Annotated in this window: 20 protein-coding genes; 9 read left to right on the top strand and 11 right to left on the bottom strand. The window is 70.5% G+C overall.

Features of this window, described 5'->3' with window-relative positions; genetic code table 11:
* Positions 1-339: 339 nt before the first annotated feature.
* Positions 340-1,332, bottom strand: coding sequence for a LacI family DNA-binding transcriptional regulator (locus ACLBXX_RS02340; RefSeq protein ID WP_447656644.1), 993 nt, complete (start codon positions 1,330-1,332; stop codon positions 340-342).
* Positions 1,333-1,431: 99 nt separating this feature from the next.
* Here ACLBXX_RS02340 and galT point away from each other — a divergent pair, with 99 nt between their 5' ends.
* The 3 genes from galT to ACLBXX_RS02325 all read left to right on the top strand — a co-directional run bounded on the left by galT (position 1,432) and on the right by ACLBXX_RS02325 (position 4,804).
* Positions 1,432-2,628, top strand: coding sequence for a galactose-1-phosphate uridylyltransferase (gene galT, locus ACLBXX_RS02335; protein ID WP_447656761.1), 1,197 nt, complete (start codon positions 1,432-1,434; stop codon positions 2,626-2,628).
* Positions 2,625-3,821 carry a galactokinase gene (galK, locus tag ACLBXX_RS02330; protein WP_447656643.1) on the top strand — a complete coding sequence of 399 codons (1,197 nt, stop codon included), beginning with the start codon at positions 2,625-2,627 and terminating at the stop codon, positions 3,819-3,821. The genes galT and galK overlap by 4 nt, the downstream gene beginning before the upstream one ends.
* A 140-nt stretch (positions 3,822-3,961) precedes the next feature.
* Complete coding sequence (locus tag ACLBXX_RS02325; protein WP_447656642.1) at positions 3,962-4,804, top strand: alpha/beta fold hydrolase; 843 nt, start codon at positions 3,962-3,964, stop codon at positions 4,802-4,804.
* 68 nt (positions 4,805-4,872) lie between these two features.
* Here ACLBXX_RS02325 and ACLBXX_RS02320 read toward each other — a convergent pair whose 3' ends face one another.
* Positions 4,873-7,155 (bottom strand): glycoside hydrolase family 3 C-terminal domain-containing protein, encoded by a 2,283-nt coding sequence (locus ACLBXX_RS02320; RefSeq protein ID WP_447656641.1) that lies wholly within the window; start codon positions 7,153-7,155, stop codon positions 4,873-4,875.
* 42 nt (positions 7,156-7,197) lie between these two features.
* Positions 7,198-8,493, bottom strand: a complete 1,296-nt coding sequence (locus ACLBXX_RS02315) for an MFS transporter (RefSeq protein ID WP_447656640.1) — start codon at positions 8,491-8,493, stop codon at positions 7,198-7,200.
* Between the two features lie 107 nt (positions 8,494-8,600).
* Between ACLBXX_RS02315 and ACLBXX_RS02310 the strand changes: the two genes are divergently transcribed.
* On the top strand, positions 8,601-9,275 hold the full coding sequence (locus tag ACLBXX_RS02310) for a TetR/AcrR family transcriptional regulator (protein ID WP_447656639.1): 675 nt from the start codon (positions 8,601-8,603) through the stop codon (positions 9,273-9,275).
* Here the strand turns inward: ACLBXX_RS02310 and ACLBXX_RS02305 are convergent, their stop codons facing one another.
* Positions 9,276-10,478 (bottom strand): ROK family protein, encoded by a 1,203-nt coding sequence (locus ACLBXX_RS02305; RefSeq protein ID WP_447656638.1) that lies wholly within the window; start codon positions 10,476-10,478, stop codon positions 9,276-9,278. It lies immediately after the preceding gene.
* Positions 10,479-10,533: 55 nt separating this feature from the next.
* Positions 10,534-11,313 (bottom strand): histidine phosphatase family protein, encoded by a 780-nt coding sequence (locus tag ACLBXX_RS02300; protein ID WP_447656637.1) that lies wholly within the window; start codon positions 11,311-11,313, stop codon positions 10,534-10,536.
* A gap of 188 nt (positions 11,314-11,501) precedes the next feature.
* Between ACLBXX_RS02300 and ACLBXX_RS02295 the strand changes: the two genes are divergently transcribed.
* Positions 11,502-12,809 carry an MFS transporter gene (locus ACLBXX_RS02295; protein ID WP_376013707.1) on the top strand — a complete coding sequence of 436 codons (1,308 nt, stop codon included), beginning with the start codon at positions 11,502-11,504 and terminating at the stop codon, positions 12,807-12,809.
* Positions 12,810-12,830: 21 nt separating this feature from the next.
* Positions 12,831-14,333: a carboxylesterase/lipase family protein gene (locus ACLBXX_RS02290; protein WP_447656636.1), complete on the top strand. Its 1,503-nt coding sequence runs from the start codon at positions 12,831-12,833 to the stop codon at positions 14,331-14,333.
* Positions 14,334-14,430: 97 nt separating this feature from the next.
* Here ACLBXX_RS02290 and ACLBXX_RS02285 read toward each other — a convergent pair whose 3' ends face one another.
* From ACLBXX_RS02285 to ACLBXX_RS02270, 4 genes are read right to left on the bottom strand one after another with little or no spacing between them, the layout of a single operon-like run.
* Entirely contained in the window at positions 14,431-15,417 is a 987-nt protein-coding gene (locus tag ACLBXX_RS02285; RefSeq protein WP_447656635.1) for an LLM class F420-dependent oxidoreductase, read from the bottom strand.
* A 10-nt stretch (positions 15,418-15,427) separates the two neighbouring features.
* A complete protein-coding gene (locus ACLBXX_RS02280) occupies positions 15,428-16,501 on the bottom strand; it encodes a DNA-methyltransferase (RefSeq protein WP_447656634.1) in 1,074 nt (357 codons plus the stop codon).
* Complete coding sequence (locus ACLBXX_RS02275; protein WP_387140834.1) at positions 16,480-17,529, bottom strand: lipoate--protein ligase family protein; 1,050 nt, start codon at positions 17,527-17,529, stop codon at positions 16,480-16,482. The genes ACLBXX_RS02280 and ACLBXX_RS02275 overlap by 22 nt, the downstream gene beginning before the upstream one ends.
* A gap of 58 nt (positions 17,530-17,587) precedes the next feature.
* Positions 17,588-18,439, bottom strand: a complete 852-nt coding sequence (locus ACLBXX_RS02270; protein ID WP_447656633.1) for an alpha/beta hydrolase — start codon at positions 18,437-18,439, stop codon at positions 17,588-17,590.
* 113 nt (positions 18,440-18,552) lie between these two features.
* On the opposite strand from ACLBXX_RS02270, the gene ACLBXX_RS02265 reads away from it, so the two are divergent.
* Complete coding sequence (locus tag ACLBXX_RS02265; protein WP_447656632.1) at positions 18,553-19,026, top strand: MarR family winged helix-turn-helix transcriptional regulator; 474 nt, start codon at positions 18,553-18,555, stop codon at positions 19,024-19,026.
* Positions 19,023-20,381 carry an MFS transporter gene (locus tag ACLBXX_RS02260; RefSeq protein ID WP_387140843.1) on the top strand — a complete coding sequence of 453 codons (1,359 nt, stop codon included), beginning with the start codon at positions 19,023-19,025 and terminating at the stop codon, positions 20,379-20,381. The genes ACLBXX_RS02265 and ACLBXX_RS02260 overlap by 4 nt, the downstream gene beginning before the upstream one ends.
* Before the next feature lie 96 nt (positions 20,382-20,477).
* On the opposite strand, the gene ACLBXX_RS02255 is transcribed toward ACLBXX_RS02260, so the two are convergent.
* Together ACLBXX_RS02255 and ACLBXX_RS02250 are read right to left on the bottom strand one after the other, a co-directional pair.
* Positions 20,478-22,904: a glycoside hydrolase family 2 TIM barrel-domain containing protein gene (locus tag ACLBXX_RS02255; protein WP_447656631.1), complete on the bottom strand. Its 2,427-nt coding sequence runs from the start codon at positions 22,902-22,904 to the stop codon at positions 20,478-20,480.
* On the bottom strand, positions 22,901-23,638 hold the full coding sequence (locus tag ACLBXX_RS02250; RefSeq protein ID WP_447656630.1) for a TetR/AcrR family transcriptional regulator: 738 nt from the start codon (positions 23,636-23,638) through the stop codon (positions 22,901-22,903). The genes ACLBXX_RS02255 and ACLBXX_RS02250 overlap by 4 nt, the downstream gene beginning before the upstream one ends.
* 197 nt (positions 23,639-23,835) lie before the next feature.
* Between ACLBXX_RS02250 and ACLBXX_RS02245 the strand changes: the two genes are divergently transcribed.
* The gene (locus ACLBXX_RS02245) at positions 23,836-25,368 is read left to right on the top strand and encodes an ABC transporter substrate-binding protein (RefSeq protein WP_447656629.1); all 1,533 of its coding nucleotides are present in this window, start codon (positions 23,836-23,838) and stop codon (positions 25,366-25,368) included.
* The last annotated feature ends 7 nt before the right edge of the window (positions 25,369-25,375 follow it).

Here is a 25,375-nt window from a genome sequence, read left to right as displayed (position 1 = left end):
ATCCACCCTGACGGGTGATTCTGGCGACTCGCCAGAAACCCTCGTCCTCGGGGCAGTTCTTGGCGACTCGCCGGGCCCCTCCTCGGCGTATTTTGGCGACTCGCCAGGAACCCTCGTCCCCGGGGCAGTTCTTGGCGACTCGCCGGGCCTTCTCCCCAGTGCAGTTTCTGGCGACCCGCCAAGAGTCCGCGTCCCCGGCGCAGTTCTTGGCGACTCGCCGGAATGGGCAGCACCGTCGGCCGCGAGCGCGTCGCGGCGAGTCGCCAAGAAGCCAGGCGAAATCCGCAGAGCCTGGCGACTGGCCAGAACCGGGACGGGCGCCGACACACAACCCCTTCGTCAGCGGGCGGGCGCGGTGCTCTCGCGTACGACAAGCCGCGTGGGCACGGTCTCGAACGCAGCCGGCGCGCCCGCCTCGATCCCGTCGACGAGTGCCGCCACCGCGCGCGAGCCGAGGGCGTCGAAGTCCTGCCGCACGGTGGTGAGGGGCGGTCGGTAGTCGGCGGCATCCGCCACGTCGTCGAAGCCGACCACGCTCACTTCTTCCGGCACCGCACGCCCGGACTCGGCCACGGCGCGCAGCACGCCCAGCGCCATCTGATCGTTGGCGGCGAAGACGGCGGTCGCGCCGGATTCGAGAAGAACGGATGCTGCCGCGAAGCCCGACGCGGACGTCCAATCTCCGCGCACCACAGGTGGCACAGGGGCGCCGGTCCCCGACAGCGCCTCGCGCCAGCCGCGTTCGCGCTCCGCCGCGGCGAAGGAGCCTTCGGGTCCAGCGAGGTGATGCACGGTCCGGTGCCCGAGCGACAGCAGGTGCTCCACAGCGAGGCGAGCACCGCCCGCGTGGTCGGTCTCGACCACGCCGAACCGGTCGTCGCGCGGCGAGTCGACGACCACCAGTCGGAGCCCAGCGGCGCCGACATCGGCTCCGCGGACGCGGGCCGTCGCCTCGTTCAGCACGATCGCCCCGTCCACGCCCTGCTCTGCCAGCCGCTCGAAGGCGGCGGCGACGTCACCGTCGGCACCGAGCGTCACCACCGTGAGCGCGTAGCCGCGGGTGGCCGCAGCATCCGCCACCGCCTGCAGCATGCGGGAGTTGCCCACTGAGGCGAGCGTCGACACCACGAGCCCGATGGTCTGCGTGCGGCCGGTGCGGAGTGCCCGCGCGGCACGGTGCGGGCGATAGCCGAGCTCCGTCATCGCCGACTCGACGCGCGCGCGGGTCTCGGGGTCGACGCGGGGGCTGGCGTTCACCACGCGCGACACGGTCTGGCCCGAGACGCCCGCGCGCTCCGCGACGTCCGCCATCGACACGCGCCTGGCCGTCATGCCCCACCCCGATCTGCAGGATGCCGTCGGCGTCACGCCGGGGATGCAGCATCCGTGTTGACGATAACATAGCCGATTTGCTACCGTGTTGACGTGAACATGCCTCAGGACGACACCGTCGTGTCCGCCCAGGACCTTCCCGCCGAGACGCTCGGCGCGGGTGTGGTGAAGCGCCCGACCCGACTTGCCGACGGGCGCGAGCTGATCTACTACGACGACCCCGAGACGACCCTCGGCCCCGACCGTGGGGTCGACGCGCGCGACCTCGCGCCGCGACCCGAGACCGCGACGATGCGCCGCGACGTGCTCACCGGGGACTGGGTGTCGGTCGCGGCGGCCCGCCAGAACCGGGCCTTCCTGCCGCCGGCGCACCTCGACCCGCTTTCCCCGCAGACGCCGACCAACCCGTCCGAGATCCCGTCGCTCTACGACGTGGCCGTGTTCGAGAACAAGTCGCCGTCGTTCGGACCCGCGCTCGCCGTCGCCCACAGCGATGCTCCCGCTGGCATCGATGCGCCCCGCGACCTCGACGACCTCGTCGCGCCCGGTCTCGGCCGCACCCGCACGAGCGTGGGCCGCTGCGAGGTCGTGTGCTTCAGCCCCGAGCACTCGGGCTCGTTCGGCTCGCTGTCTGCGACCCGCGCTCGCACCGTGATCGAGGCGTGGGCCGACCGCACCGCCGCGCTCTCGGCGCTGCCGGGGATCGAGCAGGTCTTCCCGTTCGAGAACCGCGGCGAGGCGATCGGCGTCACGCTCCCCCACCCGCACGGGCAGATCTACGCATACCCGTACATCACCCCGCGCACGACGAGCCTGCTCGCGTCGATCGACCGCGAGGGGCCCGACCTGTTCTCCCGCATCCTCGAGTTCGAGCGCGCCGGCGACCGCGTGATCCTCGAGGGCGAGCACTGGACGGCGTTCGTGCCCTTCGCCGCGCGCTGGCCGATCGAGATCCACCTGCTGCCCCACCGCCACGTTGCGGACTTCGCCGAGACGACGGATGCCGAGCGCGACGAGCTCGCCCCGCTCTACCTGCGGCTGCTCCGCGGCGTCGACGCGCTCTACGACACCCCCACCCCGTACATCGCCGCCTGGCACCAGGCACCGGTGCACCGCGGCCGCGACACCGCGCGCCTGCACCTGCAGCTGACGTCGCCGCGCCGCGCGGCCGACAAGCTCAAGTTCCTCGCCGGATCCGAGGCCGCCATGGGCGCCTGGATCGGCGACGTCCCGCCCGAGACGGCCGCTGCGAAGCTGCGCGACGCCGTCGCATCCATCCCCGAGGAGACCCTGTGACCGCCACCGACATCCGCACCGCCGCCATCGCGCGCGCCCTCTTCGCCGCCCGCTTCGGCGCCGACGCCGTCGGCACGTGGTCCGCACCCGGCCGGGTGAACCTCATCGGCGAGCACACCGACTACAACGACGGCTTCGTGCTGCCGTTCGCGATCCAGCACCGCACCCACGTCGCCCTCGCTCCGCGGGCCGATGGCGTCTTCCGCGTGCGCGTCGCGTCGACCTTCGATGACGCGACCGTCGAGGTCGCCCTCGACGACCTCGACGCGCTCTTCCCCGCGCAGCGTGACGACGTCCCCGAGTGGGCCCGCTACCCCTTGGGCGTCGCATGGGCGCTGCTCGCGGCATCCGGAACCGATCCGCAGGCCGTCGCCGGCGTCGATCTCGCCTTCGCGTCGGACGTGCCGGTGGGCGCGGGCCTGTCGTCGTCCGCGGCGATCGAGGGTGCGACCGCCGTCGCCCTCGCGGACACGTGGGGCATCGACCTGGATCGCGTCGCGCTGGCGAAGGTCGGCCGCCGCGCCGAGAACGAGGCCGTGGGCGCGCCTACGGGGATCATGGACCAGATGGCGTCGCTCCTCGGCCGCGCCGACTCCGCCATCTTCCTGGACTGCCGCTCGCTCGACGCGCAGGTGATCGACCTCGGCTTCGCGGACGCGGGCCTCGAGCTCGTCGTCATCGACACCGGCGTGAAGCACTCCCACGCGACGGGCGGCTACGGCGAGCGCCGCGCCGCCTGCGAGCGCGGTGCGGCCGCCCTCGGCGTGCCCGCGCTGCGCGACGTGAGCATCGACGACCTCCCGCGACTCGCTGAACTGGTCGACGACGTCACCTACCGGCGTGTCCGCCACGTCGTCACCGAGAACCAGCGCGTGCTCGACACCGTGCGCACGCTCCGCGAGCAGGGGCCGACCGCGATCGGCGACCTCCTCGTCGCGTCGCACGCCTCGATGCGCGATGACTTCGAGATCTCGGTCCCCGAGCTCGACACGGCGGTCGAGGCCGCGCTTGCGGCCGGTGCCGTCGGCGCCCGCATGACCGGCGGCGGCTTCGGCGGCGCCGCGATCGCGCTGGTCGCCCACGACAAGGTCCAGGCCGTGACGGATGCCGCCACCGCCGCCTTCGCGGCCGCCGGCTTCGCCGCTCCCACGATCTTCACGGTGTCTCCGTCGGCAGGCGCCGCCCGCGATTGATTCGTCGCTGCGCCTGCTGTGACTGAACGCCGTGTGAACGCTCGTGACGAGCGCGCGCAAGACACTGGCGAGGACGGATGCCGCGGCCTAGCGTCGAACGCAGGGTCGCGGCATCCGTTCGCGATCCGGAAGGAGCGATCGTGGCGTACATCACCGTCGGGACCGAGAACTCGGTGGACATCGACCTCTACTACACCGACCAGGGACCGTCCGATGCCCAGCCCGTCGTGCTGATCCACGGCTTCCCGCTGAACGGCGAGTCGTGGGGCAAGCAGCAGGCGGCACTGCTGGACGCCGGGTACCGCGTGATCGCGTACGACCGCCGCGGATTCGGGCAGTCGAGCAAGGTCGGCTCGGGGTTCGACTACGACACGTTCGCCGGCGACCTGCACGCCCTCATCGAGGACCTCGATCTGCACGAGGCCGTGCTCGTGGGCTTCTCGATGGGCACGGGAGAGATCGCACGCTACCTCTCGCGCTACGGCAGCGGCCGCGTCGCGAAGGCGGCGTTCCTCGGGTCGCTCGAGCCGTTCCTGCTCATCACGGACGACAACCCCGACGGGGCCGGTCCGCAGGAGTTCTTCGACGGCATCGCGCAGTCCGTGCGCGACGACCGCTACGCGTTCATCGCAGGGTTCTACAAGGACTTCTACAACCTCGACGACACGCTGGGTTCGCGCATCTCGCAGGAGGCGCTCGACGCGAGCATCCAGGTCGCTTCGTACGCCGGCAACACCGCGATCGCCGCGGCGCCGCTGACCTGGCCGACGGACTTCCGCGCCGACATCCCCGCCGTCGACGTCCCCACGCTCATCCTGCACGGCACCGCCGACAACATCCTCCCGATCGACAAGACGGCCCGGCGCTTCAAGGACCTGCTCCCCGACGCCACGTACGTCGAGATCGAGGGCGCCCCGCACGGCCTGCTGTGGACCCACGGCGCCGAGGTCAACGAGGCGCTGCTCGCCTTCCTCAACAGCTGAGACAGACGACGGATGCCTCGGCACCGCGCCCTCGAAGGGCCCGGCGCCGAGGCATCCGGTCGTGCAGATCAGTCCTGCTGTGGGGCGTTCGCCATCGCAAGCAGACCGTCGATCATCTCGGGGCCGGCGGCGGCGCCGTCACCGGCGAGCGCGCCCATCATGCCGATGCGGCCGATCGGGAACGACTCCATCATCTTGGACATGTCGACGCCTTCCGGCATGATCGACGCCGCGCTGTCGCCGAGGCCGCCCATCATCTGCGCGATCGCGGCCTGCACCACCGGACCCGCGATCGGGTGGCTCAGCACCTCGCCCATCGACGACGTGCGCGACAGCGGCAGCGTCAGGACGTCGCCCTCGACAGCCACGGCGACGGACGAGCGGAGGTCACGGCTCGACGCCGCGACGTCGACGGTGTACTCGCCGCCCTCGACGACCCAGCGGTCGGCGCGGATGTCCCAGTACGCGAGGTCCTTGCGGCGCACCGTGAGCGTCACGACCTGGGTCTCGCCCGACTCGAGCGCGACCGACGCGAACGCCTTCAGCTCGCGCGGTGCGCGCTGCACCGACGATCCGCTCAGCGACGTGTAGACCTGGACGACCTCACGGCCCGCGCGGTCGCCGGTGTTCGTGACGGCGACGGTCACCTCGACGTCGCCGTTCGCGTCGACCTGAGCCGCAGCATCCGCGTACGAGAACGACGTGTACGACAGGCCGTGCCCGAACGGGAACGCGACCTCGAGGCGACGCGCGTCGTACCAGCGGTAGCCGACGAAGAGGCCCTCGCCGTAACGGGTGTGCGAGAACTCGCCCGGGAAGTCGAGGAACGCGGGGGTGTCCTCGAGGCGCGCCGGGATCGTCTCGGTGAGCTTTGCCGACGGGTTGACGTCGCCGAACAGCACGTCGGCCGTCGCACCGCCGCCGGCCTGGCCGAGCAGCCAGCCCTCGAGGATCGCCGGCACGCGATCGGCGAACGGCAGCGCGACGACGCCGCCGTTCGACAGGACCACGACGGTGTTCGGGTTCGCCGCGAGCACCGCGTCGACGAGTGCGAGCTGGGCGGCGGGCAGGTCGATGTCGTCGCGGTCGTAGCCCTCCGACTCCAGACGGGCGGGCAGGCCCAGGAACAGCACGGCGACCTCGGCGACGGATGCTGCGGCCACAGCCTCGTCGCGCAGGGCCGCGGCCTCGTCGTCCGAGACCTCGAGAGCGTTGCTGAAGCCCTGCGCGTACGCGACGTCGCCGGCGGCGAGCGCGCGGATCCCGTCGAGCGCGGTGTCGAGGCGCGTCGGGTTGATCATCGACGAACCCGCGCCCTGGTACCGAGGCGCCGCGGCGAACTCGCCGATGACCGCGAGCTTCGCGTCCTTCGCGAGCGGCAGCACGGCGCCGTCGTTCTTGAGCAGCACGATCGAGCGGCCCGCGGCCTCGCGGGCGAGGGCGTGGTGGGCGTCGACGTCGAGCGGCCCTGCGACGGCTCCGGCACCCTCGGTCGCCTTGCGCACGAGGTCGAGCACACGGCCGGCCGCGACATCCACCACCGACTCGTCGAGCGAGCCGTCCTGCACCGCCGCGACGATCTGCGCGTCCGTGACGCCGTTCGACGACGGCATCTCGAGGTCCATGCCTGCGGCGAGGCCCGGCACGCGCTCGTTGACGGCACCCCAGTCGGAGACGACGAGGCCCTCGAAGCCCCACTCGTCGCGCAGCACCTGGGTCAGCAGCCACGGGTCCTCCGACGCGTACACGCCGTTGATGCGGTTGTACGAGCACATGACGGTCCAGGGCTGGGCGTCCTCGACGACGCGCTGGAACCCACGCAGGTAGATCTCGCGGAGCGGCCGCGGGTCGACGTCGGACGAGGACCGCATGCGGTCGTTCTCCTGGTTGTTGGCCGCGAAGTGCTTGAGCGAGGTGCCCACGCCCTTCGACTGGATGCCCTGGACGATCGCGGCGCCGAGGACGCCCGACACGATCGGGTCCTCCGAGAGGTACTCGAAGTTGCGGCCGCACAACGGCGAGCGCTTGATGTTGATGCCGGGGCCGAGCAGCACCGCGACGTTTTCGATCGAGGTCTCGGTGCCGAGGGCCTCCCCGACGCGGTGGATGAGGTCGACGTCCCACGACGAGCCGAGACCGACCGCGGGCGGGAAGCAGGTGGCGGGCACGCTGTCGCCGATGCCGAGGTGGTCGCCGCCCTCGCGCTGCTTGCGCAGGCCGTGCGGACCGTCGGTCACCATGACCGCGGGCACGCCCACGCGGTCGACCGGCTTGGTGTACCAGAAGCTCGCGCCGCTGGTGATCGACGCCTTCTCTTCGAGGGTGAGTTCCGTGACATCGGGGATGCTCATGGAGTTCCTTTCATCGGGGTTTCGAGGTGTGAGTGGCCGCGGTCAGCGGGTGGCCTTGATCGGCCAGACCGCGAGGGCACCGAGGATGCCGAGCACGATGGCGACGGGGAACAGCCCCGCGTAGCCGAACATCAGGACGATCGCGCCGGCGACGCCGGGAGCGAGCGTCTGCGGGAGCGTCGCCGCGATGTTGACGACGCCGAGGTCCTTCGCGAAGGACCTCGCAGAAGGAAGCACCTCGCTCATCAGCGCGGTGTCGACGGCCTGGAACATGCCGAAGCCGAAGCCCGCGATGAACGTCATGATCATCCAGGCGTTGAGGTCCTGCCAGAACCACGGGAGGAGGAAGGCGAGGCTCACGACCGCCGCGGAGGCGAACACGAAGGGCTTGCGGCGCCCCACCTTGTCGGAGAGCGGGCCCGACACCACGGTCGAGATCAGGATGCCCACCAGGCTGAGCAGGCCCAGGAGCGGGATGACCTGCTCGGGGTGCTCGACGCCGAAGTAGTCGGTCAGGAGGAACAGCTGGTAGCCGGTGACGGCGAAGTACCCGGTGTACAGCAGCAGCCGCCCGGTGAAGGCCCAGAAGAAGTCGGGGTGCTTGACCGGGTTGACCCAGAACGTGCCGAGGAACTCGCGCAGGTCGAAGGGCTCGGGCTTGAGCTCGGTGCTCGGGTAGTCGGGGTTGAACGCCACGAACAGCGTGAGGATCGCCAGGGCGAAGACGGCGAAGATGATGTACCCCACCGTGATGCTGTTGTAGAACAGCGCTCCGACGATCGACCCGCCCAGCGCGCCGACCATGAGGCCGATGCCCGACAGTGCGGCGAAGGTGCCGCGGCGCTTGAGGGGCACGCGGTCGGGCATGACCGCCGAGAGCGGCCCCTGGGCGAAGTTGTAGCAGATCTGCACGAGCGTCCACGCGATGACCACGCCCACGAGCGAGCTCGCGAACGCGAGTCCGACCAGCGCGAGCGCCCCCGCGAGCGCCCCGAGCACCATCCAGGGAGCGCGACGGCCGAAGCGCGACCGCGTGCGGTCGGAGATCTGGCCCGCGACCGGCTGCGCGATCATCGCGGCGAACGCGCCGATGGTCGCGACGATCGCCAGGTTCGCGACCTTGTCCTCCTCGCCGAACAGCAGGGTGATCTGCTGCGGCAGGAGGATCCCGGGAACCGCTCCCCAGATGAGGAAGACGCCCAGGTTGGCAGGGATGATCCACCACATCAACCGCCGCAGGCCCCTGACGGGCGGGGGCGGATCGTCGTTGCCGGAGGCGGTCGCGACGAATGTGTTCTCGGTCATGGGCGGTGCGGTGTACTCAGACGGCGCTGTCATGGACGGGTCCTTGCTTCGGGTGGTGAGGGCTCGACATTGAGCGACTCGGCAAAACCTTACGTCACTAGGTTTTGAGAAATCAAGCGATATTCGGGTTTACTTCTCCTATGGCAGACAGCGGCACGGGGCGACGTGGCTCCTATGCGAAAGGCGTTGCGAAGCGCGAGGAGATCCTCACCCGCGCACTGGACGTCATCGCCCGTGAGGGCTATCGCGGCGCGTCGGTGAAAGAGCTGGCCGATGCCGTGGGTCTCAGCCAGGCCGGACTCCTCCACTACTTCGACAGCAAGGAGGAGCTCTTCACCGAGATCCTCCGCAAACGCGACGAGCTCGATTCCGTCGGGCAGGGCCTCGGCGGCGACCTCCAGCAGGGTCTCGCCGCGGCCGAGAGCGGCGAGCTGCTCGACATCCGCGCCGGCTACCTGGGCGTGATCCGCCACAACGCCGACGTCCCCGGCCTCGTGCACCTGTTCGCCCGGCTGTCGGTCGACGCGGCCGATCCCGAGCATCCTGCCCACCAGTTCTTCGTCGCCCGCGGCGAGAGCCTGCGCGGGTTCTTCGCCGCCGCGGTCGCGGCCCAGCAACGGGCCGGCGAGATCACCGATCGCGTCGACCCCGACACCGTCGCACGCCTCTTCCAGGCCGTGGCCGACGGCATGCAGGTGCAGTGGATGCTCGAACCCGACGTCGACATGGCCGCTCCGGTCGCGGCGCTGTTCGAGCTCCTCGCGCCCTCGTCGATCGCCGCCGACGAGGGCCACGCCGCGCGCGAGGGCGACTGATCAGATCGCGAGCGGGTCTGCGAGGAGCCGCAGGCGGGCGTCGCGCTGCGCGCCCCGCAGGGCCGCATCCGCGCCGAGCGTGCTGCCGAGCACCGGTGCGACCGGCAGAACCGGTGCGTGCGCGATGCGAGGCTGGATCGCCCGGAACATCTCATCGACATCCGCGGCGAGCGCTGCGACGAATCCGCCCAGCACGATGACGTCGGGCGCAACCGTCAGCGCCACGATCTGGAGGGTGCGCGCGATCTCGCGTGCCGCCCCGCGCCACACCGACGCGGCGGGCTCGTCGCCCGTCCTTACCTGCGTCACGAACGCCTCCAGCGCGACGGTGAGTCCCTCGTCGGCCGCCAGCGCTCCGAGCCCGGAGCGGGCGAGCAGCACGTCAGGGCCTGCCACCGTGACGAGGCAGCCCCGCTGACCGCACGCGCAGCGCACGCCGTCCGGCACCACGGGCAGATGTCCGAGCGCCGCAGGGAGGACGCGTGCGCCGGAGTCGTCGCCCGCGGCGAGCACGACCGCACCGCCGATTCCCGAGTCGGCCTTGAGATACAGCAGGGTGTCGCCGCCGACGGCCGCGTGCTCGGCGAGCGCCGCGACCTCGGCATCCGAGACCAGCCGGGGCTCCCCGCCCGCGCGGGCGAAGGCGGCGAGGGCCGTCGACCGCGCACGCAGCAGGCCCAGCAGATCGACCTCGCCCCACGCCAGATCGGTGTCGGCGAGGACGCGGACCGGCGTGCCACCCACCGGCGCCCACACGACGACGCACACGTCGGCGATGCGCCGCCCGGCCGCGGCCATGCGACCGGCGACATCGTCCAGAGCGTCTGCCAGGACACCCACGATGGCGGCGGGGTCGCCCATCGGCCGCCCGTGACTGCGCGAGGTGCGGGTGAGCTCCTCACCCGCCAGAGTGCCGGCGACCGCCGTCGCGTGGTCGGCATCGAGCAGGGCGATCAGGACGCACGGGGCGGCGGCCGCGAGCGTGAGCGTCGTCCGGGGCCGTCCCATCCCCGCCGGGGCGACGACATCACTCTCTTCGACGAGGCCGGCATCGATGAGTTCGGCGACGAGTGAAGTCACCGCACCGCGCGACAGGCCGGTGGCGCCGGCGATGTCGGCACGCGCCTCACCCGCCCCCTCGAGCACGCGCCCCAGCACCAGGCCGAGGTTGTGTCGGCGCACGTCGGGGGTCGCGAGGGGCATGATCGCCATCGTAGGCCGGGGCGGGGCGGGGCGGTGCGCCCCGCCCCGGCCCGGGTCACGGCTGCGTCGCGTAGTGCGTGTCGTTGACCGATTCGACGGTCCAGGCTCCGGCCTTGTACGTCAGCAGGTTGACGGCGCCGTTGGCGATCCCCGTCTCGGGAACCCGGTCGGCTGCGCCGAGGTCGACGAGCAGGCACGAGATCGACAGCCCGCTCGATACCACCAGGACCTTGTCGTCACGATGCTTCGCAGCATCCTTCGCGATCGCATTCAGCGAGCTCAGCATGCGATCCGAGACGACATCGCAATTCTCCGCGGGAAGCGCCGACACCGGGTTCGTGGCGCCGATCGCGTCGGTCATCTGCCCGAGCGTGGGCTCAGGAATCCCCTGCTGTGCGAGATGTGCGAAGGCGGCGCCACCCATGGCGCTCTGCTTCGCGCCTTCCCAGCCACCGAAGTTCAGTTCGCGCAGGCCTTCGACGCGCGTCGCGGACAGCTTCGAGCCCATGCCCTGCAGCATGCGCGTCGCCGTCTCGTAGTGGCGCACCATGTCGGCCGAGTAGGCGGCGTCCACCTGCCCGACCTCGGCCCCGAGGTTCGTGCCGACGGTCGTCGCGGTCGCACGGCCCGCCGCGGTCAGCGGCGAGTCCGACCAGCCCTGCACGAGGTGCAGCGCGTTGAGGATCGTCTCGCCATGGCGTGTCAGGTACACCTGCACGACCGGGTCGCGGTTCGAGGTCGGGGGCTTGGCCGGAGCCGTGGTCCAGCCGCCCAGCGCGGTGGCGCCGAGCACCACCACTGCAGCGATCGCGAGGCGCGGAATCAGTCGGTTCATGTCATCTCCTTCGATTGAACGCGCCAAACGCTAGCGGCACTCGGGATTGGATCGGTCACCTCGTTGTGCGATCGTTACACATAGTTCAGGTCTTGAACTTTGTCACGCGATGCGCCACACTGATCCCGAATGCCGTTCGCATTTCACCCCCGATCCGCCCCGAGACATCTCGACGAAGAGGAGTCGCCATGACCGCACAGCCCGACCCCACCCTCGACATCGCGCCCACCGGCCTCATCCGAAGCACCCCACCGGCGCCTGGCGAGCCGCCCGCCAGCCCGCCCGCGCGCAGGGCGCTGCTGCCGAGCATGCTGGTCGCCGCGCTGACGCTGTTCGCCACGTACGGCGGCCTCATCGCGATCCTCCTGCCGACGCAGATCCAGCTGCTGTTCGGCGACGAGCAGAAGGAGGCGAACCTCGCGATCGTCACCACGGTCTCGTTCGTCTTCACGCTCTTCGCCCAGCCGATCGCCGGCGCCTTGAGCGACCGCACGCGCTCGCGGTTCGGCCGCCGCTCGCCGTGGATGGTGCTCGGCGCGCTGGTCGGCGGCATCCTCCTCTTCGGGATGGGCTCGCTCACCGACCTCGTCTGGATCACCGTGTTCTGGGTCGTCATCCAGGTCGCGCTGAACTTCCTGCAGGCGCCGCTGACCACCATCACCGCCGACCGGTTCCCGCGCTCGAAGCGCGGCGGGGCGAGCGCGATGATCGGGCTCGGCACGCAGGTCGGCATGACCGTCGGCATCATGGTGGCGAGCGCCCTCGCGGCCCAGTTCGGCGTCGCCTACTCCGTGTTCGGCGGGGCCGTGATCGTCGTGACGCTCCTCTTCGTGCTCATCAACCGGGACTGGTCGTCCAGGGACGCCGCCGTCGAGCCGTTCCGCTGGGGCGCCTTCTTCCGGGGCTTCTGGGTGAACCCGCGCAAGCACCCCGACTTCTTCTGGGCGTTCACGGCGCGATTCCTGCTGATCCTCGGCTACTTCGTCGTCTCGACCTACCAGCTGTACCTGCTGCAGCAGTACATCGGGCTGTCGCTCGGCGAGGCGCAGGGCGCCGTGCTGACGCTCACGCTGGTCGCGTTCGTGCCCACCCTGCTCGCGATCGCGCTCTCGGGATGGTGGAGCGACAAGGTCGGCCGCCGCAAGGTCTTCATCTACGCCGCGTCGGTGATCATGGTCGCCGGGCTCGCGATGCCGCTGATCATGCCCGACATGACCGGCATGATCCTGATGAGCATCATCAACGGCGTCGGCTTCGGCCTGTACATGTCGGTGGACGCCGCCCTCATGACCGAGGTGCTGCCCAGCGAGGGCACCGCCGCGGGCAAGGACCTCGGCATCCTCAACGTCGCCACCAACATCCCACAGGCGCTCAGCCCGTCGATCGCGCTGTTGATCATCTCGGCGATGGGCGGGTACGCCATGCTGTTCGTGTTCGCGATCGTGTTCGTGATTCTGGCAGCGATCGCCACGGCGCCCATCAAGGGCGTCCGCTAGAGTCCGCGAGAAAGGACCCCCATGACAGACACCACCACCGCACTCCGCTATGCGGAAGCCGACACCGCCACCGGACGGGTGCGCGGCTTTTGGCGGGGCGAGCCCGGCGCCGGCGGATCGGCCGCGTTCCTCGGCATCCCGTTCGCGAAGCCGCCCGTCGGCGACCTGCGGTTCGCCGCCCCCGTGCCTGCCGAGCCGTGGGAGGGCGTGCGCGACGCCGCCGCGTTCGGCGCCACCGCGCAGCGCGGCGACCCCGGGGTGACCCTCATCCCCGAGCCGTCCGTGCCCGGTGAGTCGACCCTCAATGTCAACGTCTTCACGCCGGTTCCCGGAGCGACGGATGCTGCGCTCCCGGTGCTCGTCTGGATCCACGGCGGCGGCTACTTCGCGGGCTCGCCCGCGAGCCCCTGGTACGACGGCCGGTCGTTCAACCGCGACGGTGTCGTCACCGTGACGATCTCGTACCGGCTCGGCTTCGACGGGTTCGGCTGGATCGAGGACGCCCCCTCCAACCGAGGCGTGCGCGACTGGCTGCTCGCCTTGCAGTGGGTCCAGGACAACATCGCGAACTTCGGAGGCGATCCGTCGCGCGTGACGATCGCCGGACAGTCCGCGGGCGGCGGGGCGGTGCTGACACTGCTCGGGATGCCGGCAGCCCAGCACCTGTTCCACTCGGTGTGGGCGCTGTCCGGCGCCACCGCCGACGTCGCGACGGAGCGCTGGGAGGCAATCGGGCGCGACGTCGCGGCACGCGTCGGTGTCGCCCCCACCCGCGCCGCGCTGTCGACGGTGCCGGAGGAGCGCATCATCGAGGCGCAGAAGAAGGCGACGAGCGTGGCCGGCCCGGACGCCATCACCAAGCTGCTCGACGACGGACTCCTGCTCGGCCCGTCGATCGACGGCGACCTGCTCATCCGGCCCACGATCGCCTCGATCGCGGCGGGTGTCGGCGCCGACAAGCCCCTCGTGCTCGGCGCGACCGACGACGAGTTCTCGATGGTCGTGGCGGGGCGGGCGAAGACCCTCCGATGGGTCCCGCTGGCCCTCCTCCTCGGCCGGTCGGGACTCAAGGGGACGCAGCGCAAGGCGTACCTCGCGGCGAACCGGGACGTGGTGGCGCGCGGACACGCTGCCGTGCTCGGCCGGTACATCACCGACCGCATGTTCCGGAGCGCCGTGGTCCGCACGGCGCGGGCCCGCGGCGCCGCTCCGACGTGGGTCTACCGCTACTCGTTCCGCTCGTCGCAGCCCGGCGCGGTGAACGGGTCGGCGGTGCACTGCATCGACGTTCCGTTCTGGTTCGACTGCCTCGACTCGGTGCAGATCGCGCCGCTCACCGGCCCGAACCCGCCGCAGCAGCTCGCCGATCAGACGCACGCGGCGGCGGTCGGCCTGATCGTCGACGCCGATCCCGGCTGGCCGGCATGGTCGGGCGCTCCGGGCACCACGCGCGTCTTCGGCGGGCCGGCGGGCTCCCCCGACGTCGACCCCCACGGTTACGCCGCCGTCGCGTCGCTGCTCTGACCACAGACTCTCGCCGCCCCTGCAGCGCGGGAATCGCGAAAGGGTGGGTCCTCGCCGATGCAGCGGTGAGGACCCACCCTTTCGTGTGCTTGGTGTCTCAGGACAGCGCGGCGACGACCTCGCGCTCGAACAGCTCCACGCCCGAGAGGTCGTAGGCCGCCTCGGGGAAGTAGTGGATCGCGTAGGCGATGCCGTGGCGCTCGCGCTCAGCGAGGCGCTCGGCGACCTGCTCGGGGGTGCCGAAAGCGGGCGACGTCAGGTAGTCGTGCTCGATGTGGTCGGCGCGCTCCTGCCCCACGTGCGGCAGCAGACGCGCCTTCACGGCGGCCAGGCGGTCGCGCGCCTCGGCCTCGGTCGCACCGACGATCGTGTTGAAGTTCGAGGTGCGGGTGATCTCGGAGAAGTCCCGTCCGAGCGCGTCGCAGTGATCGCGGAGCACGGCGCTCTTGCGGTCGATGTCCTCGAGCGAGCCCGCGTAGTTCGTGTACGACGCGTATTTCGCCGCGATCTTGAGCGTGACCTTCTCGCCGCCGCCGGCGACCCAGATGGGGATTCCGCCATCCTGCAGCGGCAGCGGCTGCACGATGGCGCCGTCCACCTGGTAGTGCTTGCCGTCGAGCGTGGCACGCCCGGTCGTCCAGGCCTGCTGCATGATGTCGACGCCCTCGCGCAGCATCCGGAGCCGCTCCGGCACCCGCGGGAAGCCGTAGCCGTACGCCTCCCACTCGTGCTCGTACCACCCGCCGCCGATGCCCATCTCGGTGCGTCCGCCCGACACGATGTCGACGGTGGCGGCGACCTTGGCGAGGTAGGCGGGGTTGCGGTAGCCCATGCAGGTGCACATCTGACCGAGACGGATGCGGTCGGTCGAGGCCGCGAACGCCGCCATCAGCGTCCACGCCTCGTGGGTCGCCTCGTCGCTCGGCACCGGGGTCGTGTGGAAGTGGTCGTAGACCCACAGGGATTCCCACGGGCCGGCGTCGGCGCGCTGGGCGAGCCCCTTCATCACCTCCCAGTGCTCTGAGGGGTCGATGCCGACGAGATCGAATCGCCAGCCCTGGGGGATGAAGGTTCCGAAGCGCATACCCCTCAGCCTAAGGAAGCGTTTGCTCGCCGGGGGTCCCGAACACCCGGGCATGCGGCATCCGCTCGCGCATCACCGCGATCGCGGCAGGGTTGTGGTCCACGAGGACGGCGTCGCGGCCCAGCGCCGAGGCGACCGCGCCGGTGGTGCCGCTGCCGGCGAAGAAGTCGAGCACCCGATCGCCGGGGCGCGACGAGGCCTGCACGATGCGGCGGAGGATGCCCTCGGGCTTCTGCGTCGGGTACCCGGTCTTCTCGCGGCCGGTGGTCGGCACGATGGTGTGCCACCAGACGTCGGTGGGGAGCTTTCCGCGCTCGGCCTTCTCGGGGGTGACGAGCCCCGGCGCCATGTAGGGCTCGCGATCGACGGCCTCCGAGTCGAACCAGTACGACTTCGGGTCCTTGACGTACACCAGGATCGTGTCGTGCTTCGTGGGCCAGCGCTTGCGCGTCTTCGCCCCGTAGTCGTAGGCCCAGATGAGCTCGTTGAGGAACCGCTCGCGCCCGACGAGCGCGTCCATGAGCACCTTGGCGTAGTGCGCCTCGCGGTAGTCGAGGTGGATGTACAGGGTGCCGTCATCGGCGAGCAGGCGCCACGCCTCGAGCAGCCGCGGCTCGAGGAAGCCCCAGTAGTCGTCGAAGGTGTCGTCGTACGCGCGCAGGTCGCCGCGGATCCGCTCGTACTCGCGTCCGTGGAACCCGCGCCGCACGACGGCGGGCGCTGCCGTTCTCGATCCGCGAGAGTTCACCTGGTCGCCGAGAGGCTGGTTGCTTCCCGCTCCCTCGTCGACCAGCTGACCTTTCGCCGCGGAAGCGGTCGACACAGAAACGGTCCCCACGCCCCCTCCAGGCGCCGCTGGCGCGTCGCCCGGAGCCTCGGGGCGCGTGGGCCCAGCTGCGGACCGCGCGGTCTCGATGGAGCGCTCCTGCGGGCGGCCGGTGTTGAAGGGCGGGTCGAGATAGATCAGCGTGAACGACGCGTCGGGCAGCGTGCGGATGACCTCGAGGTTGTCACCGTGGTGGATCTCGACCGAGCCCGGAGGCGCAGCATCCGGCGCGCCGATCAGGGGACCCGGCGAAGCCATGCGTCCGTCGCGAACTTCGACGCCACGAGCGCCTCGGCCTCGGCGTATTCGTCGTCGGTGATGTGCCCGGGGACCGCGCCGTAGAGGTTGGTGAAGGTCTCCTCGAGCTTGGCGATGATCGCCTCGCGCGGCAGCCCGGTCTGGCGGCGCAGGGGGTCGACGCGCTTGGCCGCCGAGGTCGTGCCTTTGTCGCTGAGCTTCTCGCGGCCGATGCGCAGCACCTCGGTCATGACCTCGCCGTCCATGTCGTAGCTGAGGGTCGCGTGGTGCAGCACTCCCCCGTTCGCGAGGCGCTTCTGCGCGGCGCCGCCGATCTTGCCCTGCGGCGAGGCGATGTCGTTGAGCGGCTGGTAGGTCGCCTCGATGCCGAGCGCGCGCAGCGCCTGCAGCACCCAGTCGTCGAGGAACGCGTACGAGTCCGCGAAGGTGAGCCCGGCGACCAGGGATGCCGGCACGTACAGCGAGTACGTGACGATCGAGTTCGCGCCCATCATCATCGCGCCACCGCCCGAGATGCGGCGGACGACGTCGTAGCCGTGCGCGGCAGCGCCGTCGGGGTCGACCTCGTTGCGGAGGGACTGGAACGAGCCGATCACCACGGCGTTCTCGTCCCACTCCCAGATGCGCAGGGTCGGGCGCCGGCGGCCGTCGCCGACCCGGCCGGTGAGCACCTCGTCGAGCGCGAGGTTCATGCGGGGCGAGACCGGCTTCTCGTGCACGATCTCCCAGTCGAAGTCGCGCCAGCCCGGGGCCGTCACGAGTGCGCGGCGGACCGCCGTGCCGACCGCCTCGGGCGTGAAGCCGAGGAGCTGAGCACCGTCGGGGAGAGCCGAGCGCACCGCGGCGGCGATGGCCGCGACATCCGCCTCGATCGGGAGCCCGTTGACGGCGGCGTCGATGTCGGCGAGCGCGTCGTCGGGTTCGAGGAAGAAGTCGCCCGCGAGGTGGAAGTCCGCGATGCGTCCGTCGCGCTCCTCGAGGTCGACGACCACGAGCTTGCCGCCGGGCACCTTGTATTCGCCGTGCATGGGCTTCAGCCTATTCGCGCGGCGGGCACAGGCGCCGATCGGCCGGGCGCCGCCGCACTCAGGTGCGGTCCGCGATGTGCTTGTCGAGCCAGGCCAGCAGGTCCGCACGGACCTCGGCCTGCATGACCTCGTTGAAGATCTCGTGGCGCGCACCCGGGTACACGAGCGTCGTCACGTCGGTGAAGCCCGAGCGCGTGCGGTACGCATCGGCCAGCCGGTGGACGCTGCGGGGTCCGCCGACGGTGTCGTCGCGGCCGATCATGAGGAGCGTGGGAATGTCGCGGCCGAGGTTCTTGCGCGGTCGGCCGTACATACGGAGGGAGTCGGCCACCCCGATCAACTTGATCGGGTCTTCGCTGGTGGTGAGCGGGTCGTCGAGGAAGGCCCGCCCCACCGACAGGTCGCTCGAGAGCCACTCGGTGCCCATCGCGCCGGGACCGTCCCACGGCTTGTTGAGGCCCGTGGTGTGGATCGACCCCGGCATGCGCAGCGCCGTGCCGGTCAGCACGACCGCGTCGTACGCGTCGGGGTGGTCGTTGACGAGCATCTGTGCGAGCACCGAGCCGCCGGAGTGTCCCAGCAGCACGAGCGGCAGCTCGGGGTTCTGGCCGCGGATCTGCTGGGTGAACTGCCACATCGCTGCGAGTGCGCCGCGCAGCCCACCCTTGCCCAGGTGTCCGAGACGCGACGCGTCGCCACCGTGCTGGCCCATGCCGGTGCGCCCGTGGCCGCGGTGGTCGGCCGCGTAGACGGTGTACCCCTCGGCGACCAGTGCCGCGATCAGCGCACCGTATCGTCCGGCGTGTTCGCCGATGCCGTGCAGCAGCTGCACGATCGCGCGCGGCTCGGTCTTCGCCGGGTGGACGTCGAAGAAGATCGTGATGCCGTGCGCATCGTGGAACTCGGGCATGCGGAGAAGTCTAGGGGCGATGGATGCTGCGACCCGGCGCACGGCCCGGAGACGCAGCATCCATCCGTCTCGACTTTGTTTAGCAAGACTAATGAGCTAGGCTAACTAACCGGATGAGCAGCAACGAGACTTCAGATTCAGACACCGGCCCCGAGGCCGGCCCTCACGCAGACCTCTCCCCCGCCGCCTCGCAGCTGCGGATCGCGACGTTCCGTCTCGCTCGACGCATGCGCACCCAGCGCGCGGTCGACTCGATGAGCGACGGGCAGTTCGCGGTGCTCGCCGCCCTCAAGGTGCACGGCCCCCACACGCTCGGCGATCTCGCCGAGCGCGAGCGCGTCTCGGCCCCCTCGATGAACCGCACCGTCAACTGCCTGCAGGACTCCGGCTACATCGTTCGCGGCGCCGACGAGAACGACGGACGCAAGGTTGTCATCTCGCTCACCCCCGAGGGCGTGGCGGTCGTCGAAGAGACCGCGCGTCGCCGCGATGCGTGGGTCGAGGCCTCGCTCGCCGAGCTCACCCCGGCCGAGCGCGAGACCCTCGCCGCCGCGGCCGACATCATGGAGCGGATGGTGGCCCGATGAGCGCCATGTTCCGGTCCTTCTCCGCGTTCAACTACCGCGTGTGGTTCATCGGCGCGCTGGTGTCGAACATCGGCGCGTGGATGCAGTCCACCGCGATCAGCTGGGTCGTGCTCACCGAGCTGACCGACAACGACGCCGCCGCGATGGGCGTCACGATGGCGCTGCAGTTCGCGCCGCCGCTGCTCCTGGTCGGCGTCACCGGCCTGGTCGCGGACCGCTTCGATCGCCGCAAGCTCCTGCTGATCACCCAGAGCCTGCTGCTCCTCCTCGGCGTCGCGATCGGCGTGCTGATCTTCGCCGGCGCGATGACGCTGCCGATCATGTACGTCTTCGCGCTCGCGCTCGGCGTCGTCGCCGCATTCGACAACCCGGCCCGCCAGGCCTTCGTGTCGGACCTCGTCGCCCGAGAGAACGCGTCGAACGCGGTCGCGCTCAACGCGGCGTCGTTCAACGGCGCCCGCATGATCGGTCCCGCGGTCGCCGGTATCGTCATCGTCGCGATCGGCACGGGGTGGGTGTTCGTCGCCAACGCCGTGACGTTCCTCGCGATGCTCGCCGCGCTCGTGCTGATCCGCACCCACGAGCTCGTGCCGCGCGTCAAGGCGCCGCAGTCCTCGCGCCTCGCCGACGGATTCCGCTACGTCGCCGGCCGCCCCGACCTCATCGTCACGTGCGCGATGGTGTTCCTCATCGGCGCGTTCGGCATGAACTTCCCGATCCTCGCGTCGACCATGGCCGTCGAATTCGGCAAGGAGGCCGACGGCTTCGGCCTGCTCAGCTCGATCCTCGCGATCGGCTCGGTCGCGGGCGCGCTGCTCGCCGCCCGCCGCGACCGCGCCCGGCTGCGCGTCCTCATCAGCGGGACCGCGATGTTCGGGATCGCCGCCGTGGTGTCGGCGTTCATGCCGACGTACTGGCTCTACGCGATCACCCTGATGTTCACGGGCTTCTCCGTCGTCACCATGATGACCACCGCGAACGGCTACGTGCAGACGACCACAGACCCGGTGCTGCGCGGCCGCGTGCTGGCGCTGTACATGGCGATCCTCATGGGCGGCACCCCGATCGGCGCGCCGATCGTCGGCTGGGTGGCCGGCGAGTTCGGCCCGCGCGCGGCGATCCTCGTCGGCGCGGTCGCGGCGTTCGTCGCCTTCGCGATCGGTGCCACGTGGCTGCTGTGGTCGGGGCGCCTGCACCGCCACGAGCAGAAGCGGTTCCGCCTCACGCTCGACGAGACGCGCCCGCTCACCATCGTCGCCCCCGAAGAGTTCAGCGACGAGGTCGCCGGCACCACGCCGATCCGCGTGCTCCCCGGCGACGGGGACGAGATCCGCACCCGCGCTCGCGCCAGCTGACGCGGAGCGCCCCGCCGCTCGTTCTTCGTCACAGATGTACGCGTTTCGGCCCGATCCGCGTACGTCTGTGGCGAACGAACGACAGATGAGGCGGATCTACGGGCGGATCGTCAGCGACGCCGACGCCGACGCCAGCCCGTCTGTGGCCACCGTCACGGTCGCCGATCCCGGCCCGGTGGGCCGGACGATCGCGAGGGCGCGCCCGTCGTGCGTCGTGACCGAGGGACCTGCGAACGACTCCTCGGTGCGGATGCGGCCGGTGCCGAGCCCGACGAGCTCGGCGTCGCCGTCGACGGTCACCGTGACGAGCCGGTCGGTGTCGACCGCGACGACGCCGTCCGCGTCGGCCAGCGAGATCGCGACGAACCCGAGCCCGTCGGCGGAGATCTCGGATTCCTCGACGGATGCTGCGAGCCGCAGCTCGCCGGCCGTCCGCAGGATCGTGCGCCCGACCTCGACCCCGCCGGTGCGGGCGATCGCGACGAGCTCGCCCGGGCGGTACTCGGTCTCGAAACGGGCGCGGAACGCCTTCTCGGCTCCGACCGCGGCGACGCCGAGGGAGCCGCCGTCCCGCAGCAGCTCGACCTCCTCGGCCGGCGCGTAGACATCGACCGTGACGGGGGCGCCGGGCTCGGCATCCCACGTCCACGACGACACGGAGTCGTCCCAGGACCAGGGCGTGGTCGCGGTCGGCCGGCCGTGGTGGCGCGGCGGGTGCACGGCCAGGTAGGGCTCGGTGCGCAGGCCGAACACGATCTCGCGGTAGTACGAGACCGGGCGGCGGAAGCCCGTGATGTCGATGTCGCCGCATCCCGCCAGCAGGTGCGGGTACGGGCCTGCCGTGCCGGTCGGCTCGTAGGCGGGCTCGTCGGTGTAGTCGACGCGGCCGATGCCGGCCTCGCCGAGGTAGTCCCAGCCGGTCCACGTGAAGTCGCCGATGACGTGGTCGAGCCGTTCGACGAGGTCCCACATCTTCTCGATGCGCGACGGGAAGGTCTCGGACCCCACGATCACGCGGTGCGGGAACAGCTCCCGGTCGAGCTCGTACCGCGATTCGGCGTAGTTGAACCCGACGACGTCGAGCACGGACGCCGACTCCTCGGTCGACGCGGTGACGAGCTCCGACGCGTTGGCGCGCGCCATCATGTCGCCCATCGCCGCCATCATCGTGTTCGGATCGGTCGCCCCGGCCTCGTCGGAGTCCTCGGGGCGCCCCATCTTGTCGAGGTTGGCGATGATCCCGTTGATCCCGTTGGTGACGAGGCGCGTGTCATCGGCCTCGCGGAACGCCTCGGCCAGCCGCCGGCTCCAGGCGGACCCCGCCGGCGTCGCGAGCTCGAGGATCTCGTTCCCGATCGAGTACATGATGACGCTCGGGTGGTTGACGTCCTTCGCGACGAGGGCTTCGACGTCATGACGCCACCGGTGGGGGAAGCTCGGAGCGGCGTCGAACGCGACCTTCGAGCGGGTCCAGGTGTCGGTGAGCTCGTCCATCACGAGCACGCCGTGCCGGTCGCAGGCGTCGAGCATCGCGCGGCTCATCGGATTGTGCGAGCTCCGCAGCGCGTTGAACCCCGCGGCTTTCAGCAGGCGCACGCGCCGGTCCTCGGCGGCGGCGAACGTCGCCGCGCCGAGCGGTCCGCTGTCGTGGTGCACGCACGCGCCCCGGAGCTTCACGGTGTCGCCGTTGATCCGCAGTCCGCGCGCCGAATCGACCTGCAGACGACGGATGCCGAAGTTCGCGGCATCCGTGTCGATCTCTTCTCCGCTCTCGTCGGAGAGGGTCGTCCGCACGCGGTGGAGCGCGGGGGCGTCGACGCTCCACAGCGCGGGATCGTCGACCGCGAGGCGCACGCGCGCCACGGCGTCGGAGTTCGGGAGCACCGTCACCGGCGCCGTCCCCGTCGCGAGGGCGGACCCGTCGGGCGACTCCACTGTCCAGCCCAGTCGCAGCGTGCGGGTGCGGCGCGTGCCGTTGCGCACCGTGGTCGCGACCTGGACGACGGCGCGATCGGCGTCGATGTCGGGCGTCGTGACGCGCGTGCCGTCGAGCGGGATGTGCACGGGATCGGCGACGACCAGGTGGACCGGACGATAGATGCCCGCACCGGAATACCACCGGCTGTCGCGGTGCGCACGAGCCTCGACCGTCACGCGGTTCGGCTCGCCGTGTCGCAGGTACGGGTCGAGCACGGCCTCGAACGCGTTGTACCCGTTCGGCTCGTGCGTCACGGCGTCGCCGTTGACGAACACGACGGCGTCGCGGTAGACGCCCTCGAACTCGAGTCGGACGGTCTTGTCGCGCCACTCGGCGGGGACGTCGAACGTCTTGGCGTACTCGAAGACACCGCCCGGGACGTAGCCGGTGTGCACGCCCTGGTCGCTGTCGGCCGAGCGCGGGAGGTCGCGCACGGCGTCGTGCGGCAGGCGGACGGGTCGGGGTGCGGACTCCGGCGTCGGTGCCTCGAACGCGCCGAGCTTCGGTCCTGCGGTCCAACCATCGAGGAAGGGCTCGCGGATCATGCGGGATCCTCGGTCCGCTCCACCGCTTCCGGTTCGGCGGTGTCCGGCGGCGCGTCCAGCGCGTCCAGCGCGTTCTCGATCGAGACGAGGTCGTACCCCCGGATCAGGCTCCGGAAGACCTCGTGCAGCGCCTCGGCCATGTCGGTCGATTCCGGATCGAGCAGCCACTGCACCTGCAGGCCGTCCATCAGCGCGATCGTCGCCACGGCCGCGCGGCCCGGATCGACCCCGTCGACGAGACGCCCGGCGGCGGCGGCACGCTCGAACGAGCCCGTCACACTGGTGCGGACGTACTGGTAGCGGTTGACGAAGTAGTCGTGTGCAGGGTGGGACGGGGCCGTCGCCTCGGCGGACACCGTGGTGTACAGCTCGACGATGCCGGGCTGCGCGGCGTTGAACCGCGCCAGCTCGGCCAGCGCGCGCAGCGCCTCGACGCCGTCCGGGATGTCGAAATCGACGCGGGCGCGCGACAGGTTGTCGCGGTGGTCGAGGAGTGCGAGCAGCAGCGCGCTCTTGCTGCGGAAGTGGTGCAGCAGTCCCGCCTCGCTCATCCCGACCCGCTCGGCCACCTCGCGCAGTGAACCGGCACGGTAACCGGACTGCGAGAACACCTCGAGGGCTGCGTCGAGGATCGCGGTGCGCGTCTCCTTCGACTTGGCGTACTCGCCGCGGGGCTTGCGCGTCCTTGTGGGAGCGGTCCCTGCCTTTCGTGCGGCGGAAGTGGTCTCGGTCATCGTCACACCGTATCCCCGGGGTCAACCCGGTCGCCTCCCTCGGCGCCCGTCGGGGTCCTTCCCTTCCGTTGTATAACGAATTCCTAATGCTCGCTAGTTTTTAATGTCAAAAACCTAGCGTCCACTAGAAATTACTGTTAGCGTCTCCCGCCAGATGGTGATCCGCAGGGGCATCGCCACAGATGAAGGGACCAAGGATGTTCCGTTGGAAGGCCACAGCAGCCACCATCGCGATCGCCGCTCTCGCCCTCACCGGCTGCGCCGGTGCCGGGGACGACGGGTCGGGCGGAAGCGACTCCGGCCGAGCAGACCGGCTCACGCTCACTGCGATCATCGGGCCCACGAGCTACGACATCGGGCAGGGAGCGGAGTACGGCAACCGCAGCCCGTTCTTCCAGGCCGTGTTCGACACGCTGCTGCAGAAGAACTCCGACGGTGAGATCGAGCCCTGGCTCGCCACGAAGTGGGAGTACAACGAAGACAACACCGTGCTGACGCTGACGCTCCGCGACGACGTCGAGTTCACCGACGGCACCAAGCTCGACGCCGACGCCGTGGTGGCGAGCCTCGAGCGCTTCCGCGACGGCACGTCGCCGCAGGCCGCGACGCTGGCCGGCAAGGAGTTCGCCGCCGTCGACGCCACCACCGTGACCATCACGCAGGACGCGCCCGACCCGTCCCTCGTCAACATGCTCTCGATCGCCCCTGGTCTCATCCAGGCGCCGTCCACGTTCGACGACCCCGACTCGGCCACGGAGCCCATCGGCTCCGGCCCGTACGTGCTCGACACCGCGGCGACCGTCACGGGAACCACGTACGTCTACACGGCCAACCCGGACTACTGGAACCCGGATGCCGTCAAGTACGACAACCTGACGATCAACGTCATCGAGGACCCGACCGCGACGCTCAACGCCCTCAAGGCCGGCGAGGCCAACGGCGCGAAGATCGTGAACAACGACACGATCCCCGAGATCGAGGCGTCAGGCTGGACGATCGAGTCCAACGAGCTCGACTTCCAGGGCCTGCTGCTGTTCGACCGCGCCGGCACGATGGCGCCCGAGCTCGCCGACGTCAAGGTGCGCCAGGCGATCAACATGGCGTTCGACCGCGAGGCGCTGCTGAAGGCGCTGCAGGCAGGCTACGGAACCGTCACCGAGCAGGTCTTCCCTGCAACGTCGGTCGGGTACGACGAGGCGCTCGACAGCACCTACGAGTACGACCCCGAAGGTGCCAAGAAGCTCCTCGCCGAGGCCGGCTACCCCGACGGGTTCTCGATCGACATGATGTCGACCCCGGCGTTCCAGACCACGTTCGACTTGGTCGCACAGCAGCTCGCCGACATCGGGATCACGGTGAACTACACCGACCCCGGTACGGGCAACTTCATCACCGACATGCTCGCCCCGAAGTACCCGGCGACGTGGATGGCGCTCGAGCAGAACCCGGACTGGCAGCTGATCAACTTCATGATCGCTCCCGAGGCCACGTTCAACCCGTTCCACTCGCAGGACCCGCAGGTCGACGAGTACATCTCGACGATCCAGATGGGCACGAAGGACGAGGCCGACCAGGCCACGAAGGACCTCAACGCCTACCTGGTCGACCAGGCCTGGTTCGCGCCGTTCTTCCGGGTCCAGGGCACGTACGCGACCGACGCGAACACGAACCTCGAGTTCTGGCCCACCAACGCCTACCCGTCGATCTTCGACTTCTCGCCGAAGAACTGAATCCTCT

Source organism: Microbacterium sp. C23T (genome assembly GCF_053345975.1).
Note: the sequence above shows the minus strand (reverse complement) of the source record. Positions and strands in the feature narration are given on the sequence as shown.